The sequence below is a fragment of the Rheinheimera tangshanensis genome (genome assembly GCF_014645135.1).
In the GTDB taxonomy this organism is placed as follows: domain Bacteria; phylum Pseudomonadota; class Gammaproteobacteria; order Enterobacterales; family Alteromonadaceae; genus Pararheinheimera; species Pararheinheimera tangshanensis.
This window is the reverse complement of sequence record NZ_BMLH01000002.1, coordinates 33,324-50,957: the sequence shown is the minus strand read 5'-3', so window position 1 is coordinate 50,957 and position 17,634 is coordinate 33,324. Positions and strand designations below refer to the sequence as shown.

Here is a 17,634-nt window from a genome sequence, read left to right as displayed (position 1 = left end):
AAATTAATGCGGCAAATTGTCGCATTGAAACTGTAGCGGATTAGCTCGGTCTGTGTTTTAGCAATTTACGCTGCAAAGTTCGCCTGTGCATTCCTAGACTTGTGGCAGTATGGGAAATATTTCCCTGATGCTCAGCCAGCACCCGCTGAATATGTTCCCACTCAATTTGCTCAGCCGACAAAAAGCCATGCTCATTCGTCGTACCAGCGACTGAATCGGCTTCACTATGGCCAAATAAACTTTGTTTCAGAAGCTGAAAATCCACAGGTTTGGTCAGATAATCGTCTGCACCGAGTTTGATCGCATGTACCGCAGTCTGAATACTGGCATAACCGGTCAGCACTACAATGCGGCATTTCGGCAACTGCTGGCGCAGGACAGGAATAAACTCCAACCCGGATTGTTGGGCAAAGCGTAAATCCAGCAAATACAGCTCTGCCTGCTGCGAAGCCAGTTGCACAGCGCTGACCGGATCAGAAAAACAAACTAACTGCCAGCCGGGCTGACTTAATCGGCGCTGCAAAGTGTTAACAAGCGTTACGTCATCATCTACAATCACAAACTTTTTCATCAACTTTGATCTTTAAAAGTAATCAGTGTCTCCAGACCGCCTTGTGGCCGATTGCAGCGCTGCACTTTTCCCCCTAAGCGTTCAATCGATATGTTGGCTAAGAATTGCCCCCAACCAAGCCCTTTTTCACTGTACTGCGGCAAGTGCCCAAGCTCTGCCAGTCGCTCTTCAGATAACCCCTCGCCAAAATCAATAATCCGCAAGCTAAGCATCTGCTTTTTAAGCTTCAGTTCTAAAATTAACCTTGGCTGCTGACTTTTAATACTGGCATCAGCAGCGTTATCCAGGATCTGAAATACTGCAGAAGCTACAGTTGTAGCTTCAGGTATACGGCAATGACTTTGATCATTTTGCTCATCCAAGGTTACACTTAATTCAGGACGAGTGACAATCCAGGATTGTAAACCGATCAATAACACTGGATAGAGCTCAGCGGAACTAAGATTACGCCAATCCCCCGCTCGTTTTCTCAGACCGTCAATAATGTACTGACAGCGTTCCAGTTGCTGTTGAATATCTGACAATATTGCATTGTCCTTCAACTCGGAAGCAATCTCATCTGTTAACAGCAACAGATTTTGAATAGGTGACGCAAGATCATGAGCGGCATTCGCCGCATAAATAGCGATGGCAAGCGCTTTCTCCTGACGTAGCTGATTTTGTTGCAGATTATTTAACTGGAGTGATTTCAGTCTTATCAGACGAGTTTGCCTACTTATAAACCAACTCATCAACAACGCAGAAATGATAAAAGCACACCACATTTGCCACATATGTTGCGAAAAAGGCTTCAGCACATGGTCATGTAAACTATGAGCACCTAAGTCCTTATTAAACTGTAATATAGCACTCAGATCACCCTGCCAAAGTAACAGTCCATAGCAGCCAATCGCCGCCAGAGAGTTAATATAACTTACCCATGCAGGCAGCAAAACAGCGGTAACTGCAACAGGTAATAAAAGTAAAGCAATAAAACCATTACTTACGCCGCCTGATAGCCACAACAAGCCAAAAATTGCCAGAAAATCCAGAGTACAGCCGAGTGCTAACATTCCCTGCGAAGTTTGCAGACGATCAGGTAAAAAAAACAGAACCAGATTGGTAGTCAGCAAAACAAGCAGAACAAACACTACTGTATCCCAAGAGCTCACGGGATAATCCAGCATCCAGCCTGCAATCGACAATGTAGAGAGGATAATGATGACCACAAACCGAAATATGACCAGTTGCCAGAATGAATTGGAGAGCATACTCATTTTGGTTTGGAGAAAGAAATAAGGCATAGGTTGCACTCTAAGTTGATAAATCATGTATATGAAAACAGTAAAGTCATTGTCACGCGAGAACTGCGACAAAATGTCACACTGGATTTTGACAACACAATGCCTACTTCCGGAAGTATTGTTCAAACGTTATCAACTATGGGCTCTGCAGCATTTATAGGGTGTTCAAATTACAGTTGGTAGCTCTCTTTTTCGGGTTGCCCCGAGCAGTATAAAGTGACTTGGTGCAAAATTTCTGCTTGCTGAACTTTTAAATCGGAGTAATTTATTAGATAAATCTAATTGAGGTAATATCCATGTATAAAAAACTCATCGTAATTTTGGCCCTCTCCTCCTTTCAACCTTTAGCTGCGGAGACAACCGAGAGTTTAACTACTGAAGCTCAGGCACGTATTAAACTATTCTCTACAGAATTGAAAACGAATTTGATGCAAGCCGTAAAGCAAGGCGGCCATCCGAATGGTGTTCAGGTATGTAGTGTTATCGCCCCCGAAATTCAAAAGAAGTTGGCATCAGATGGCTGGACAGTAGCGAGAACAGCTCTGAAATACCGAAATCCAGCCAATAAGCCGGACCAGTGGGAGAAGCAAAATCTGGACTGGATGTTATCTGCGTCACAAAAAGGTGAGCCCCTAGCCACAATGGCCAAAGCTGAAATCATTGAGGACCAAGGCAAAAAGACCTTTCGTTTCATCAAAGCTATACCTATGGACACGATGTGTGTTGCCTGCCATGGTCAAACTATTGCAGAAGAAGTAAAAACAAAAATATCTACTTTATACCCTGCAGATTTAGCCACAGGTTTTACTCCGGGTGAACTACGTGGTGCTTTTACCTTGCAAAAACAACTCAATTAACCTTGACCTCAGTCTGTACATCTATCATCGGAAAGAAGCTGGGTAAAGCTTCTTTCCAGTTTCAACTGCTCGCCAGCAGTTAGGGTAGTCCAGTCACTGTTTGGTCAATTATCTGGTAAACGAATTAACGAAGATTACTATTTGATCCTTGTGTATGAGTTTTACTTGTTAGCTAAAAATTTTAAGCCGATCCCCCTTTTTGCAGTTGAAGTATATCTACATGACAACATTGAGAAAATTAAAAAACTTTCCCACAAAGGCGATTTTAGGAGACTGCTGGATCTTATGTAACATTATGGGAATTACCTCATACCGTGACTTTTGACCTCTCCAGTTCTCAAGAATTAATACACGTAAGATCTACTGCAACGTCAGGCTTATTGAAGATTCTACTATTTCGTCATCAAAAATCGGAATGATCTTATTTTTAAAAACGGAGTGGACATTATGGATATATATATCATCCGTAACAAGATGATGCAGTCTATAAAACCGATGGATGGTATAAAGAACCCCGATGTTAGTGTCTATAGAATTAATACGAGCTGTCTGTATAAGATGTGCTCCATAGCTATTTGAAAAACGTATGCCTATTGCATAATGAAATGGTAATTTTGGATCTTTAACCAAAAAATACTCTAAGAGTTCTCCGCCAAAAAGAATGTTCATCGGTTACCTCTTCACATCAAAATATATTCTGACAAAATACGATTAATAGTGGGGCGATAGAGTGTCTGTGTCTGTTGACTTATTTGCGAGACACTTAAGCCACTCTCAAACAGGTAGGGTATAGAGGCATGCCTTAATCCATTGATCCGCTTTCGTTTGGTTCCAGCTTCCTTATCGGCGTTTACCCAACAATAGTTGTTTATCCATGAGTGATTCAGTTTTAGTTTTTGTCCTTCATCATCGCAAAACACATAGCGTGAGTTCCCTGTCTTCTTCAATAGATGAAATAGAAATTTTCGTGAGTAAGGGGCGACATGGATGACCCGGTCTGCGAAGCTGAAGGATGATTTTCTTGAGTTGTACTGACTCCACTCAAGTTCAACGATCTCCCATGATGGGATCCCTAGGTGAAACTGACACATAAATAAGTCGTAGTATTTTACCGGGATGAATCGAGCAATATATGAGATGTCCTGAAGACTTAAAGGCTTTACAGGATCTTCGAGTTTTGTAACATCCATTAGACGGAAAGGTCTTTCAAACTTGTAAGAGAGAGCCGCTTTATCAAGTATGTCTAGAACAAACGACATCGTCAGAAAGAGTTGGGACTTACTGATGCCGACCATAGCTTTCAACGAGTCAGCCAAAGTTACGATGTGTAACCCTGTAACCTCATTGACTCTTACCTCTCCTATGCAGGACATGATGTGCAGCATCATTTTTGGTAAAGGGTGGCTTACGATCCCTTGGTATTCGTGTACCAAAAAGTGCCTCACTGTTGGCAGTGCGCGCCAGTCTGGTGATATGAACTTAGCCCTGATAGCGCTTATAATATTTACGTTTTTACTGTGGGGAAAATGCTCGCGGTATTCGAAAACACCATTGTTGATGTCTTCCCTTATTCTCTTATGAAGTGCACTTAAGTGCTTCCTGTTTTTATATGTATCAACGTACTGTGTTTGTTCGGAAAAATGCTGACCAAGGACTTTAAAACGGAGAATCAAGTGTCCAGACGAATCTCTGATAATCGCTCTCATTTATCACCTCAATTGCTGATGAAAATATGCTCTTTTTTCTAAAAAGCAGTTATGATTACTTCCACTTAAGTTTGGAGGGATGATGATCAAGTATCACTTAATGGCGTTGATAGAAAAAAAGTCATTCGATGATCGTAAACGGATCACAATTAATGACATTTCAGATGCCACAGGTATACACAGAGCCACCCTCTCTAAAATCCTGAATAAACCAGGCTCTAACGTTACCCTGGATGTGATTGATCGACTTTGCTCCTATTTTGGTGTGCCGGTCGATCAGGTTATTGAGCACATTCCAGATAACTAGTACCGCGTTGTTTTTAATCAGGCCAGCAATCGAAGCGCCGCTCTAAGTAACGCAGTAAATGCCCTTCAACCTGATGTGCAGGTAACTCAGCTAATGGCTTATCGTCTAAGGTTTCTTCGCCAAGCCAATTTAATAGAGCTTCAGAGTTATTCCTTTCATTGCCATTACCCACGACAACGACAAGGTTTTGGCTATGGGGGCTTATTTGGAGTGAGGAAAGCAAAAAATCGCGGAGGCTTTTTAGTCGCCTGCGTCTTAATTTTTGCTCGTCCATTTTCTGTAAAAAAACATTTGTTGAAATGATGGTCATCACTTACCTCCGGTATGTATCGTTGACCATCCATGGCAGGTATTTTGTGATCCTGAACTTAAGCCCTTACTTAGCCATTTTCAGTGCTCACCACCAAATGTAGATTATAATCGACATATATCAACTATAATCTACATTATTTTCAAAATTTTTTTAGGTTCTATCTCTTGCTCGCATCGCTGTTTTAAAACTAACCCCCATAGGCGCATCCAGTTCTAACGGATTAATCGCTTTTAAATGGCAGTTATGCATCCATCTCATAAATCGTTTTTCGAACTCCTGAACCTGGATAGATAACTTCAAATTCTCATTTTTCAGAGCCTCCAGCTCATCTAGCCTCGCGTTTTGAACGGCAACAGATTTCTTCCGGTTTCTCAGTGCGAATTTCGCTTCATCAAACTTATTTTTAATGGCGCGATTACCACTTAATGCTTGCCGGCTATAACCAAATGATTTTTCAAGTTTTGCCCAGGAAAGAGCTGTTCCCAGCTCTCCTGTTGCCCACTCGTCTAGCAAAGCGATAATTTGCTGCTCCAAAGATTCAGAAATGTATCTTGTGAACATCTTTACACCTCACATGAATCACGACCGTTCGGAAATATTTGAACAATTTCGCCGAGACGCACATTTGGATCATCTTCGATCGCAAGTGCGGTATCGCATCCTTTTACCAGTTCAGCATGATGCCGGTACCATTCATTGGCACCTGTAAATCCTTCGCTGGCATCTATTTGCGCGCGTTCCATCTGTTCCAAGGCAATATTTTTTCGCTCAGTAAGGCGTGCTACCTCCACAGAGTTTCCCTTGGTTCTTCGATAATGTTTGCAATTGTGCAGGCACGCATAGTGCAAACCACAAGGACTCTGGACGTAATCATGACGACAACGTCCGATATCCATAATGTGAGAGCTGCCAAGGGTCTCTAAATCCTGTTTTAGCTCATCTGGGGATAACAATGGGAACTGCCTGGCAAGAGTAGCGGCCCGCTCAATCGGAATATCTTCACCAGGGTGAAAAATCGCATGCTGAACGTTTTCAATCAGATCCCGGGTAGATGATGTCGATTTTCTATGATTGTATGCCTCGTTATCGCGTGTTCCTGCCCGCAGGAAATTCTTGGCAATATCTTCCTGAGAGAATGCGTCAGATTCCTGCATGATCGTATTGAGTAAATGCCTGAACTGGTGAGTACGCACCTCCGGAGTCTCTTCAAGATCATTGAGTTCAGGAAACTCATAACGCTCAAATACATTGGCCATACGAGCGTCGTTGCCAGAGATCCGTGATACATAATCACGCCCCATAAAGAAGTCATTGATTTGCGTCCCCGTCAGTGGTTCAGCAAACACATTTAGCATTTCTTTTGGCGTGTACTGATCTTTGAATCGCAGTGTAATGAGCTCCCAAACGGGAACTTTAATCGTGTTCATTCCAATCCCTTCAAGGATCGGCTTTATGCGTTCTTTGTAAGCGTTGCAAAAGGCAGAATGAATATCACCGACCCTAAAAAATGTGCTCTTGTGTTTTGAGCCGGGCCACGGCTCTACACCATATCGCTTGAGGGTAGTTATCGTGTTACTGGTTGAAGACGCACCAATAACATCCATAACTTGTCTGGATGTGAGGAGATCATCATCACCAAACTGCATGAATTTCGTCCACTTTCCATGCTCAAGCATTGTTCTGCAGACTTCGCGATGCTCTTTTGATAATTCCTTGAGCCGATCAATCGCCTGAAAAATCAACTCGGTCATGCTTGGGGGGACTATTTTGCTGTCCCAAACATAACGCTTACGGGCAAGTACTCGTATCTTAAGCAATCGGCAGTAACGGCCAGTCTGTGGATCTAACTCCGGTTCAAATGTATAAAACTCTTCCCGTGTAGGAATGCAGTTGACGTCCAGACTGACAAACTCATCCATCCGAAAGCCGCAAACCATGAGGATCATGGCCATACAGGTCAGTGCTTTGTCACGTTCTTCAAGTTCTTCATAGTGAGTCCATAGCGCAGAAATAAACACTAAGACTGCAGTTTTCGGTAGCTTTTCGGCCCGTTGTTTTGCCTGAGCAGGTCCATTCCTTGTTTGAAGCCTCCCCCCATGTTTGTAATCTCTAGGAATAGGATTTTCCCAGTTTAACGGCATCACTGATAAGCCAAATTCCATGATTTTATCGGCAATGTAACTGAGCTTTTCTCCTGTGACATACAAGGTCGTCTCTTGTTCCTTCTGGGCAACGGCGAGCTTTAAGGCTTCATCAAACAAGCCAGGAGACAAATCATGAATATGTGAACACCCATGAAGTTCTGCAACCTCATAGAGATATCGCATGGCCCGCATCATCACCATGTGCACGTTATGACTTGTAGGTTTGTGGGCATGCGCGACGACGACTAATGCCTTTGCAAATGATGCAAATGGTTCCGCAAAAGGCCGTTCATCGGACTTCTTTTGCTTCTGAAACTTTTGCAAACCCGATCGCTGGGTAAAAAGTATGTTGCTCTTGTGAGCAACGCTCCTCACACTCACCGTGGACTCGAAACCACTAATATTCCATGACGCATCGTGCCAAGAGACCTGCCCTTTGAACACGATCTGGCAGAGGCGAGCCCCTAAATCGATAAGGTCAGCAAAGTTCTCTTCGCAGTTGTCTGTCGGTTTCCACAGGCGCAACACCTGAGCAAGTTTGACATTCTGTTCTTGTTCGGACAGTTGATCGACAAGGCTTAATTGGCGTACAGCATTCGAGTAACTCATGATCTCACCTCCAACTGTTCAACTAATTCACTACATGCTTTCATGTGAGGCGCTGCATAAAACCCGGGTGGAGCGTCATCTCCAAACTTTTGTCTGATCTCCTCTCGCATCGCATCGAGAACTTCCTGGTGAACAGAAATATTGTCAGATGCTTCAAATTTATTGCAGCTGTAGCACGAATATGGAGGCTGCAAAGAACAAGGCTCCTGCTTCGCGCACAGGCCGATCCCTACCAGCTTTTTCAAGGAATCAGGCCCAAAAACCACACGTAAGTTATTTCGGTCAACCAACTCCGCAAGCGTGATCTTCCCCTCGAAATACTCCAGGTGGCTGCTGAACTGCTTTTGGTAAACCGCATCGACCTTGAGGGCGAAAGCCACACCCAGTTGGTAATACACCATCACATGCTGTAAATCGTCATGGTCGAGCAATTCCATTAAGGCGTAACTCGGTGTCCCCATAGAGGCGGCGTGGGTGGCAAAGGTTTTCCGTAACCGCCTCGGTGTTAGCTTTATATTGAGCGGTGCATGACCCTGAGAGACTCTTTTGGTGTCGATGTAGTCAATAATGGCGGCCGGTGCACCGTTAAAAAAAACGAAATCTTTGCTACCCTCAAACCGCTCGAATGTTGCGCGCCGCTCGCGACGGCCAACTTCTGCTGTTTTCGCCCTAAATATTGGTTGTGAGTCACTGGATGGGAGGCCATCGTCAGAGAAGAGATCTTTATACTGCACAGTGATTAACTGCTCTAACAACTCCCCCAGAAACACGGGCAATACACGCGTTTTGAATTGCTGACGTGGCAAGCTGTAGCGCTTTTTGACCGACGGAACATTCAGCATGTAAGTTTTTTGACCATTGCTTTGATCAATATGGACCGCAAAGTCACATGTCATTAGCAACAATAACTGCCGTGGTCTGACGCCAAGGACGACGTACAACCAGACTACAACTAATTTAGGAAACAGAGCGTCGTAAGGAGTTATGCTGGCTCGCAATGCACTCAGGGCCTTGCGTAACCTATCGAGCTCATCGCTACGCAGTGGCGAGCGTCCCTCCATGTAGGTCAACACATCTATACCCTTCATGTTGCCTTTGAAGGTAAACCTGGAGAGCATCTGACATGTGCTTCGTTTGAAAAGGGATAACGCCAGATAATAGGAACGGATGTACCACAACCGGAGTGTGTTGAGTACGGCCTCATTATTGGAGCTTCTGTGCGTTATGATGTAATCAAAAAGGTATTCAGTGAGTTGTTCGCTGACACTTTCATCATGCCCCCAATCATCTACAGAGCTGAAGAAAAGTTTTAGTGAATCAAAACATCCTCGCACAGTATCAGGCGCAAGGGTCACAAGAATGCATTCAAAAGCATACTTAATCTGACTGACAAGCTCAGTGGGTAGCTCTGAAAAAGCAGACCAATTTAATGATACGGGATGACTCTCACCGATTTCCCATACATCACCTGATGTGTCAATTTGTCTGGAGCGACTGAGCACATGGGGTTTGTTAAAAATGGGACGTTCTAACGCTTGGATGGCAAAGTTGGACTTTAAACGCGTGCGGGCTTTCTTTTTCATCAGCTCTTACCTCATTGGCCATGAAATACCCCTCCCTAAAACATAGGGTGTATGGATGTATTTCGATTAATATGGCTAAGTAAGGTAAAAGTGACCGTTTGTGTTAAACGGACAGTACTTCTAAGAAGTACTCAAGTGTGCAGCCTTCACTCCTCGTGTGTCGGCTCTATGCGAAACCTCTTTCTCCTGTCAGAGGTAACATTTAAACAATAAACTGGCTTTCCATTTTTTTCAAGCATTCAGAAGCTAAAATTTCTCGCGATCGTTTTGTATAGATTTTCCCTTGCTCGCTATTCCGAGCCCAACCACACAACTCACGTTGTAAGTTTTTGAACTCTTCACTGTCCACGCTAAGGTCAGATGTGAGTACGAGCAAGTCGTTGAATGTATGACGAAACAAATACGGGTGTAGCTCTTTAAACGTCTCTGGATCGACCTTTTTAATCCGATCACAAATATGAGTTAAGACTCTTATTGTCATTGGCTTAGGAGTTAAGTTTGAATTCAAAAAAAGATAGGGAGCTGCTTTCGCTGCCGACTTTCCTCTTTGTTTACGCTCTCCTCGGATGTACGTATCAATGAGCTCGGCCGTTTTATCACTCACCGGGATATCACGCGAATAGGTTTTCACCTGTGGAGGCTCAAGCCTGGGATCAAGATCCAAGGTTGTATTTTGTGTCACCTTCAACGCATACCCATAAGGTTTCCTTATTAAAGCATCAGGACGTAAAGAGAGGAGCTCACCATCCCGGATCCCAGTCAATAAGAGCATATGAACAATGAGTTGATTTCTTAAACGGATCCGTTTTTGAAATGGGTTGGATGGATTCTCTGGATCGAGCCACCACAGTAGTTTTTTAACAGCTGCTTCTGATAAACCATAACGCTGTCGAGCATACTTGAGTCCCTTTGGTTCTTTCAGGATCTGCCCACACTGAGTGATGAAGGTGTTCATGTTCTTGACATAAGGGTCGGAACGCTTTCGTTGCCCAGCAAATACATGCCCAAGAAAGCGTAAATAGTTAATCACACGCTCACAGCGTCTGCGGTAGGTGTCTGCACTTACAAAGGTATGTTTAGCAAGCTCAATCGTCTGAGGCGCATTTGATTTTGCATTGAAGCGCAATCGCATAAACTCTCTTAACGATTCAATTTCGATAAAGGTTAGAAACTCACCGCTTCGCATTCGTTCGGTGATATCCAGTTCTCGCTGCTCAGCCCATAGATAAAGTTTTGTAATGGCATACGCAATGCTCTTCCTGTAAGACTCAGAGCGACTACGAAAACGAATGACGTACATGTTGATGTCGATCGGAGGAAGACCGTTCTGATCACGCACAATGACTTCTCTGTCACCGTGTGATTCTACTCTCATCATCTGAACTGAATAGGCCATGTTACTACCCCACTTCGACTGTACGACGAGACCGAGTATAGCACCGCAAAATCAAGTAGCAATCTTTGCTAAATGCTTGGTTTTATTGAAGTATAAAATGACAAAAGGGTAATCAAAAACAATAAGATGTCGATTAATATCGACGACTTTACATTTGTCTTTACATTTTAAAGTGTTAGAAATCCCAAATACCAGAGAGCAAGTACCCAAAAGGTATACGATCTGAATTTTGAACGAAAGCCTCTGATTTTAGAGGCTTTTTTACTGTTCTATTCAGTTTGACTTTACACTTTCAAAAGCGGTGAGTCAGAACGGAATATCGTCGTCAAAGTCGATTGGGGGTTCCATTGGGCCACGTTGTTGTGGTGCTGCCTGATTAAAACCGCCTTGTGGCTGGTTAAAATTGCCCTGACTCTGGAAGCCGCCCTGAGCTGGACGTTGCTGGTAACCGCCTTGTGCCGGTGCTGCAGCAGCCGGAGCTTGCGGGGCATAACCGCCCTGAGCCGGAGCTGCTTGTGGCATACGTTGTTGTGGTGCAGCGGCAGGTTGTTGATAACCGCCTTGCTGACCCATAGGAGCACCGCCACCCATAGCCGGAGCCTGACCCATGCCAGCGCCTTGACCTTCACCACGGCCATCTAACATTTGTAGCTCATTGGCAATGATTTCGGTGGTGTAACGCTCAACACCTTGCTGATCCTGCCACTTACGGGTACGCAAACGACCTTCGATATACACCTTGCTGCCTTTACGCAGATATTCACCGGCAATTTCAGCCAAACGCTGATAAATCACGACACGGTGCCATTCGGTATTTTCTTTCTTCTCATTGGTGGTTTTGTCCGTCCAGCTTTCGCTGGTCGCGATCGTCAGGTTGGCCACTGCACCACCTGTCGGCATATAACGGACTTCAGGATCTGTCCCCAGGTTACCAATGAGTATTACTTTATTAATTCCACGAGCCATGCGACTTCTCCTTAACTTTTTTGGCTGCTCTCAACCAAAGACTGTGCCTCTGCCAAATCAAACTGTTGCTGGCCGACTTTTAAATACAAACGTTGTTCCGCAACCACCACTGTGACTTCCAACACTCCGTTGAGTTGGGTCAGGCGCTGCGCCAATTGGGCTGCGGCGGCTTCATCGGCCACTTTGACAGGCAATGACAGTCGTTGCGATCGCGCAGGCACTGTCATGCGGCTGGCATAAGCTAACCATAGTAAACCAATCAGGGCAGCCACGGCAAACAAGGATTCACCGCTGCTGAAACTTGCCACAGCACCGCCTAAAATACCGCCAGCAAAGGCGCCAAAAAACTGCGCACTGGCATAAGTACCCATAGCAGTACCTTTTAATCCAGCAGGGGCAATACGCGACAACAAAGCAGGCATGCTGGCTTCTAAATAATTAAAACCAACAAAAAACAACAACAGCGCCAGGGTGATCGACCACAACTGCTGATTGATTAAAATTAACACAAAACTAACAATAAGCAGGCTTATTGCCAGTAATAAATAGCCTTTTTCCTGTTGCTTGCGGCTGGCCAAAATCATCAGCGGCACCATCAGAATAAAAGCCGCAATTAAAACAGGCAGATAGAGTTGCCAGTGTTGTTCTGACAGGAAATTTTGCTGCAGCAGCAAAGTGGGTAACACCACAAAAATAGCTGTTAATAACAGGTGCAGAACCAATACACCAAAGTTCAGTCGCAATAATTCCGGGTGACGAAACAGCGCTGCGATTTGGCCTTTAGTGGCCAGAGTTTCAGAAGCTGGCGCTTTACTGACGGCTACAGGCACGACTTTCCAGACCAACAACAAACCGGTAATGGCCATCAAAGCAGTGCACCAGAAAATACCACTTAACCCGCTGGCCGCTGCTATAGCAGGCCCTGCTACCATAGCTATAGTGAAAGACAAACCTATGGTCATGCCAATCACAGCCATGACTTTGGGTCGTTGTTCTTCACGGGTCAGGTCAGAAGCGAGCGCCATCACAGCGCCGGAAATAGCACCCATGCCCTGCAGCACGCGACCAAAAGTCACCATATAGACAGAATCTGCTAAAGCCGCGACCACAGAACCCAGCACAAAAAAGCTAAGCCCCAATAGCATCACCGGCTTTCTGCCCCATTTATCGGACAGCCAACCCATAGGAATTTGTAACAGCGCCTGAGTTAAGCCATAAGCACCTATAGCTAAACCTATCCACAAAGGCGAAAAGCCGATCAGGTCCTTACCAAAAATGGCAAAGACGGGGATCAGCATAAATAAACCAAGCATCCGGAAAGCAAATACCAGTGCCAAAGACCAGGCGGCACGTTTTTCCAGTGGATTCAGATGGGACATCCGCGACAATTCTCCGGGTTAAAGCGGGCGGCGATTGTAGCACAAAGTTTGGATTCGGAGTCGGGCTCAGGGTCTGACTCTGAAGCATTTTTTTTCGAGCAAGAACTTTGTTACAAAAAGCATGAAGGCGTTACAGTTCGCTGGTTGGCGCTGCACTGCGGCCCAACTAGAGTAGTAACAGTTCCCCTGATTACATTCCACAGCTTTGGAGATTTTATGCTTACTACGTTATTAGTGGCTGCTTTACTCAGCTCAGCCGAAGCACCAGCTGCAGTAACAAATCCAAAACCAGACACTGAATTCGCTCAGGCAGTTTATCTGGCCGATAAAGCTGCAGCAGAACGCGGTGGGCTTAGCCAAATCGCCGTGCTGGGCACTTCACATTTATCTTCCCTGCCGACTGATTTTGATAAGAGCAGGCTGACCCCCTTGTTGAACCGGTTGGTTACTTTTGCCCCTGACAAAATTCTGATTGAAGCACTTTCTGGTGCACAGTGCGATTTTCTGCGGGATTATCAGTTTGCTTACCCCGACACGGCAGAGCAGTATTGTTACGATCCAACGGTGGCCAGACAAGCACTTAAGCTATCCGGTGCCGAAGCCAGTCAACAGATAGCCAGGCTCTTAGCTATCCCAACCAACAATCGTCCGCACTCAGAGCGTCGTCGGTTGTCTGCGTTATTTATGGCGGCAGGTAATCCGGTCTCAGCAGTAGTGCAGTGGTTACGATTACCAAAAACAGAACGGATCAGCGCCGATGGCCTGACTGCAGAGCTGGTGGCTCAACTGGAAAAACGCAGCTTACAGATGAATGAAAATGTCAGTATTGCCGCGGCATTGGCGGTGCAACTAGGCCATGAACAGGTGTATCCGGTAGATGATCATACCGGAGATGCGGCTATTGGCCAGATGGATGAAAAAGTCTTTGAGCAGGAAATCAGGCAAATTTGGAATAACGAGTGGACTAAACAACGTGCAGCCTTGCTTGAGCAGCAGCACAAACATTTCGTTGAAAATAAAGAAGCCAGCGTGTTGGAGTGGTACAGCTCTACCAATTCGGTAGAGGAGGCTCGTCGGGCCGTCGCAGGTGACTTTGCTGCTGCAGCGGGCGCACAAGTGCCAGGGAATACAGGGCGCAAATATCTGGCTTACTGGGAAACCCGTAATATGAGAATGGTCGCTAATATTCGCGAAACTATAGGCTCTGGCAGTAAAGTATTGGCCATTGTGGGTTCATCACACAAGGCCTATTACGAGCGTTATCTGGGCGTCAGCAGCGACTTAAGCATTGTCGACATCCGCCCGCTGTTACAGTAACTACAATAAAAAACCAGAGCGCAGCCAGTAAGGATTGGGTTACATCGCATCTATTGAATACAAGCGCTATCTTGTTAATAAAAGGCAGCAGGGAGGCCTGTTTCTTTGCTGTTTTTCTAAGCGACCGACTTGCTATAAAGCATGTATTTATATACAGTATCTCCAATTGAATTATTGCTTTACTGATCCGGTTAAAGCTTTGCCGCATAAAGCTTCAACCAAAATCAAACTGACTGCCTCATAGCAATTTTTGCGATAATTCGTTTTCCCCAAGCCGACTCAACAGGCAAGAGACTCAATCCTATGGATAAAATAGATATTCGGGGTGCCCGCACCCACAACCTGAAAAATATTTCGCTGCAAATTCCCCGCGACAAACTGGTGGTGATCACGGGTTTATCAGGTTCAGGTAAATCCTCTTTAGCCTTTGATACCCTATACGCTGAAGGTCAGCGCCGTTATGTTGAGTCTTTGTCGGCCTATGCCCGGCAGTTTTTAAGCCTGATGGAAAAACCCGATGTCGATCATATCGAAGGTTTATCACCTGCTATTTCTATCGAACAAAAGTCCACCTCGCATAACCCGCGTTCGACTGTAGGCACTATCACTGAAATTTACGACTACCTGCGTTTATTGTTTGCCCGGGTCGGTGAGCCGCGTTGCCCTACTCACGATTTGCCTTTAGCCGCACAAACCATCAGTGAGATGGTCGATAAAGTAGTGGCTTTCCCTGAAGGCACCAAGCTGATGGTGCTCGCGCCAGTGGTGCAGGAGCGTAAAGGTGAACACGTCAAAACGCTGGAAACCTTAGCGGCCCAGGGTTATATCCGCGCCCGTATTAATGGCGAAATTTGTGACTTGTCCGACCCGCCAAAGCTGGATTTACACAAAAAACACACCATTGAAGTGGTGATTGACCGGATTAAAGTGCGCGACGATATTAAACAACGTTTAGCCGAAAGTTTTGAAACCGCGCTGGAACTGTCTGGTGGTATCGCCAAAGTCGCATCAATGGACGATGACAAAGCGCCGGAGCTGATTTTTTCTGCCAACTTTGCCTGCCCGACTTGTGGTTATTCGATGGCCGAGCTGGAGCCACGTTTGTTTTCCTTTAACAACCCGGCTGGTGCCTGCCAAAGCTGTGATGGCTTAGGCGTAAAACAGTATTTTGATGCCAATAAAGTGATAGTCAGCGACGAGCTGAGTTTATCCGGTGGTGCTATTCGTGGCTGGGATAAACGTAACTTCTATTATTTCCAGATGCTGAAATCCTTAGCCGACCATTATGGTTTTGAGCTGGAAGTGCCTTTTGCCAGCCTGAGCAAACAGCATCAACAAGTGATCTTAAACGGCACAGGCAAAACCGATATCGAATTTAAATACCTGAACGACAGAGGCGATATCATCAAACGTAAGCATCCGTTTGAAGGCATTTTGCCGAATATGGAGCGGCGTTATCACGAAACTGAATCCAACGCAGTGCGGGAAGAACTGGCCAAGTATTTAGCTTCGCAGTCTTGCCCCACCTGCAACGGCTCACGGTTACGTGAAGAAGCCCGCCATGTGTTTATTGGTAAAACCACTTTGCCTGAAGTAGTGGAACTGTCGATTGGTGACTGTTTAGAGTTTTTCCGCCAACTGACCTTGCAAGGCCAAAAAGCGCAAATCGCTGAAAAGGTGTTAAAAGAAATTCAGGACCGACTGATGTTTTTAGTCAATGTAGGCCTGAATTACCTGAACCTGTCACGCAGCGCCGAAACCTTATCCGGTGGCGAAGCCCAGCGTATTCGTTTAGCCAGTCAGATTGGTGCAGGTTTAGTCGGCGTGATGTATGTGCTGGATGAACCCTCAATAGGTTTACACCAACGCGACAACGACAGATTACTTGGCACCCTGACGCATTTACGCGACTTAGGTAACACCGTCATCGTAGTAGAACACGACGAAGACGCAGTGCGCGCCGCCGATCATATTATCGACATAGGCCCGGGCGCTGGCGTGCATGGTGGCTCCGTTGTGGCGCAAGGCAGTCTGGAGGATATTAAAAATACGCCCGACTCCTTAACAGGCCAGTATTTATCCGGCGTACGTAAAATTGCGGTGCCTGAAAAACGTCATGTTGGTAAAAAAGGCAAAGAATTACGGGTGTTGGGCGCTAGCGGCAACAACCTGAAAAACGTTGATTTAGAGATTCCATTTGGCGTCATGACCTGTATCACAGGGGTGTCGGGCTCAGGTAAATCCACCTTAATTAACGACACCTTGTTTCGTGTCGCGCACCGTGTACTGAACAAAGGTGAAGGCGAAGAGCCTGCACCACACAAAGCCATTGAAGGCATGGAACATTTTGATAAATGTGTCGACATCGACCAAAGCCCTATAGGCCGCACACCACGTTCTAACCCGGCCACTTACACCGGCATTTTTACTGCGGTGCGGGATTTATTCGCCGGTACTCAGGAAGCACGCTCAAGGGGTTATCAGGTAGGCCGTTTTAGTTTTAACGTCAAAGGTGGCCGCTGTGAAGCTTGTCAGGGCGATGGCATGATCAAGGTAGAAATGCACTTCCTGCCGGATGTCTATGTGCCATGCGACGTCTGTAAAGGCAAACGCTACAACCGCGAAACACTGGAAGTGAAATACAAAGGCAAAAATATTCACGAAGTGCTGGAAATGACAGTAGAAGACGCCCACGAGTTTTTCGAAAGCATTCCGGCCATAGCCCGTAAACTGAAAACTCTGATGGATGTAGGTTTAACCTATATCCGCCTCGGCCAGTCGGCAACGACCTTGTCCGGTGGTGAAGCGCAGCGGGTGAAGCTGGCGCGTGAGCTGAGTAAACGCGATACAGGCAAAACCCTGTATATCCTTGATGAGCCGACCACAGGCCTGCACTTCTTTGATATCCAGCAACTGCTGAACGTCCTGCATAAACTGCGTGATGCTGGCAACACCATAGTCGTCATTGAGCACAACCTCGACGTGATCAAAACCGCAGACTGGGTAGTCGATTTAGGCCCTGAAGGCGGCAGCGGCGGCGGTGAAATCCTGATCGCAGGCACACCAGAACAAGTGGCAGCTTATGAGAAATCCTACACAGGGCATTATTTAAAGCCGCTGTTGGGGATGTAAACCAAGACACTGATGGGCGTTATTAGCCAACGCCCATCAGTTATTTAAATCGGTCACCACCAAGCAGCATA

General features: G+C 45.7%; 14 protein-coding genes. 4 read left to right on the top strand and 10 right to left on the bottom strand.

Annotated elements, in window-relative coordinates:
* Window positions 1-40: 40 nt before the first annotated feature.
* Together IEW88_RS04820 and IEW88_RS04815 are read right to left on the bottom strand one after the other, a co-directional pair.
* The gene (locus IEW88_RS04820) at window positions 41-571 is read right to left on the bottom strand and encodes a response regulator transcription factor (RefSeq protein ID WP_147903271.1); all 531 of its coding nucleotides are present in this window, start codon (window positions 569-571) and stop codon (window positions 41-43) included.
* On the bottom strand, window positions 571-1,854 hold the full coding sequence (locus IEW88_RS04815; RefSeq protein WP_185148541.1) for a sensor histidine kinase: 1,284 nt from the start codon (window positions 1,852-1,854) through the stop codon (window positions 571-573). Before IEW88_RS04815 ends, IEW88_RS04820 begins: the two co-directional genes overlap by 1 nt.
* Before the next feature lie 296 nt (window positions 1,855-2,150).
* On the opposite strand from IEW88_RS04815, the gene IEW88_RS04810 reads away from it, so the two are divergent.
* A complete protein-coding gene (locus IEW88_RS04810; protein WP_147903269.1) occupies window positions 2,151-2,711 on the top strand; it encodes a Tll0287-like domain-containing protein in 561 nt (186 codons plus the stop codon).
* Between the two features lie 680 nt (window positions 2,712-3,391).
* Here the strand turns inward: IEW88_RS04810 and IEW88_RS04805 are convergent.
* Window positions 3,392-4,417: an Arm DNA-binding domain-containing protein gene (locus tag IEW88_RS04805; protein ID WP_147903268.1), complete on the bottom strand. Its 1,026-nt coding sequence runs from the start codon at window positions 4,415-4,417 to the stop codon at window positions 3,392-3,394.
* A gap of 82 nt (window positions 4,418-4,499) precedes the next feature.
* On the opposite strand from IEW88_RS04805, the gene IEW88_RS04800 reads away from it, so the two are divergent.
* Window positions 4,500-4,724, top strand: coding sequence for a helix-turn-helix domain-containing protein (locus tag IEW88_RS04800; RefSeq protein WP_147903643.1), 225 nt, complete (start codon window positions 4,500-4,502; stop codon window positions 4,722-4,724).
* A gap of 13 nt (window positions 4,725-4,737) precedes the next feature.
* On the opposite strand, the gene IEW88_RS04795 is transcribed toward IEW88_RS04800, so the two are convergent.
* The 7 genes from IEW88_RS04795 to IEW88_RS04765 all read right to left on the bottom strand — a co-directional run bounded on the left by IEW88_RS04795 (window position 4,738) and on the right by IEW88_RS04765 (window position 13,114).
* Window positions 4,738-5,034, bottom strand: coding sequence for a hypothetical protein (locus IEW88_RS04795; protein ID WP_147903267.1), 297 nt, complete (start codon window positions 5,032-5,034; stop codon window positions 4,738-4,740).
* A gap of 153 nt (window positions 5,035-5,187) precedes the next feature.
* Window positions 5,188-5,598 carry a hypothetical protein gene (locus IEW88_RS04790; protein ID WP_147903266.1) on the bottom strand — a complete coding sequence of 137 codons (411 nt, stop codon included), beginning with the start codon at window positions 5,596-5,598 and terminating at the stop codon, window positions 5,188-5,190.
* A 2-nt stretch (window positions 5,599-5,600) separates the two neighbouring features.
* Window positions 5,601-7,790, bottom strand: a complete 2,190-nt coding sequence (locus IEW88_RS04785) for a hypothetical protein (protein ID WP_147903265.1) — start codon at window positions 7,788-7,790, stop codon at window positions 5,601-5,603.
* Window positions 7,787-9,373 carry a tyrosine-type recombinase/integrase gene (locus IEW88_RS04780; RefSeq protein WP_147903264.1) on the bottom strand — a complete coding sequence of 529 codons (1,587 nt, stop codon included), beginning with the start codon at window positions 9,371-9,373 and terminating at the stop codon, window positions 7,787-7,789. Before IEW88_RS04780 ends, IEW88_RS04785 begins: the two co-directional genes overlap by 4 nt.
* Window positions 9,374-9,575: 202 nt before the next feature.
* A complete protein-coding gene (locus IEW88_RS04775; RefSeq protein ID WP_147903263.1) occupies window positions 9,576-10,769 on the bottom strand; it encodes a site-specific integrase in 1,194 nt (397 codons plus the stop codon).
* 306 nt (window positions 10,770-11,075) lie between these two features.
* Window positions 11,076-11,735 (bottom strand): single-stranded DNA-binding protein, encoded by a 660-nt coding sequence (gene ssb, locus IEW88_RS04770; protein ID WP_053422926.1) that lies wholly within the window; start codon window positions 11,733-11,735, stop codon window positions 11,076-11,078.
* 11 nt (window positions 11,736-11,746) lie between these two features.
* Window positions 11,747-13,114 carry an MFS transporter gene (locus tag IEW88_RS04765; RefSeq protein ID WP_147903262.1) on the bottom strand — a complete coding sequence of 456 codons (1,368 nt, stop codon included), beginning with the start codon at window positions 13,112-13,114 and terminating at the stop codon, window positions 11,747-11,749.
* Between the two features lie 216 nt (window positions 13,115-13,330).
* Here IEW88_RS04765 and IEW88_RS04760 point away from each other — a divergent pair, with 216 nt between their 5' ends.
* Both IEW88_RS04760 and uvrA read left to right on the top strand, forming a co-directional pair.
* Window positions 13,331-14,431 carry a DUF5694 domain-containing protein gene (locus IEW88_RS04760; RefSeq protein ID WP_147903261.1) on the top strand — a complete coding sequence of 367 codons (1,101 nt, stop codon included), beginning with the start codon at window positions 13,331-13,333 and terminating at the stop codon, window positions 14,429-14,431.
* A gap of 303 nt (window positions 14,432-14,734) precedes the next feature.
* Window positions 14,735-17,563 (top strand): excinuclease ABC subunit UvrA, encoded by a 2,829-nt coding sequence (uvrA, locus tag IEW88_RS04755; RefSeq protein WP_147903260.1) that lies wholly within the window; start codon window positions 14,735-14,737, stop codon window positions 17,561-17,563.
* The last annotated feature ends 71 nt before the right edge of the window (window positions 17,564-17,634 follow it).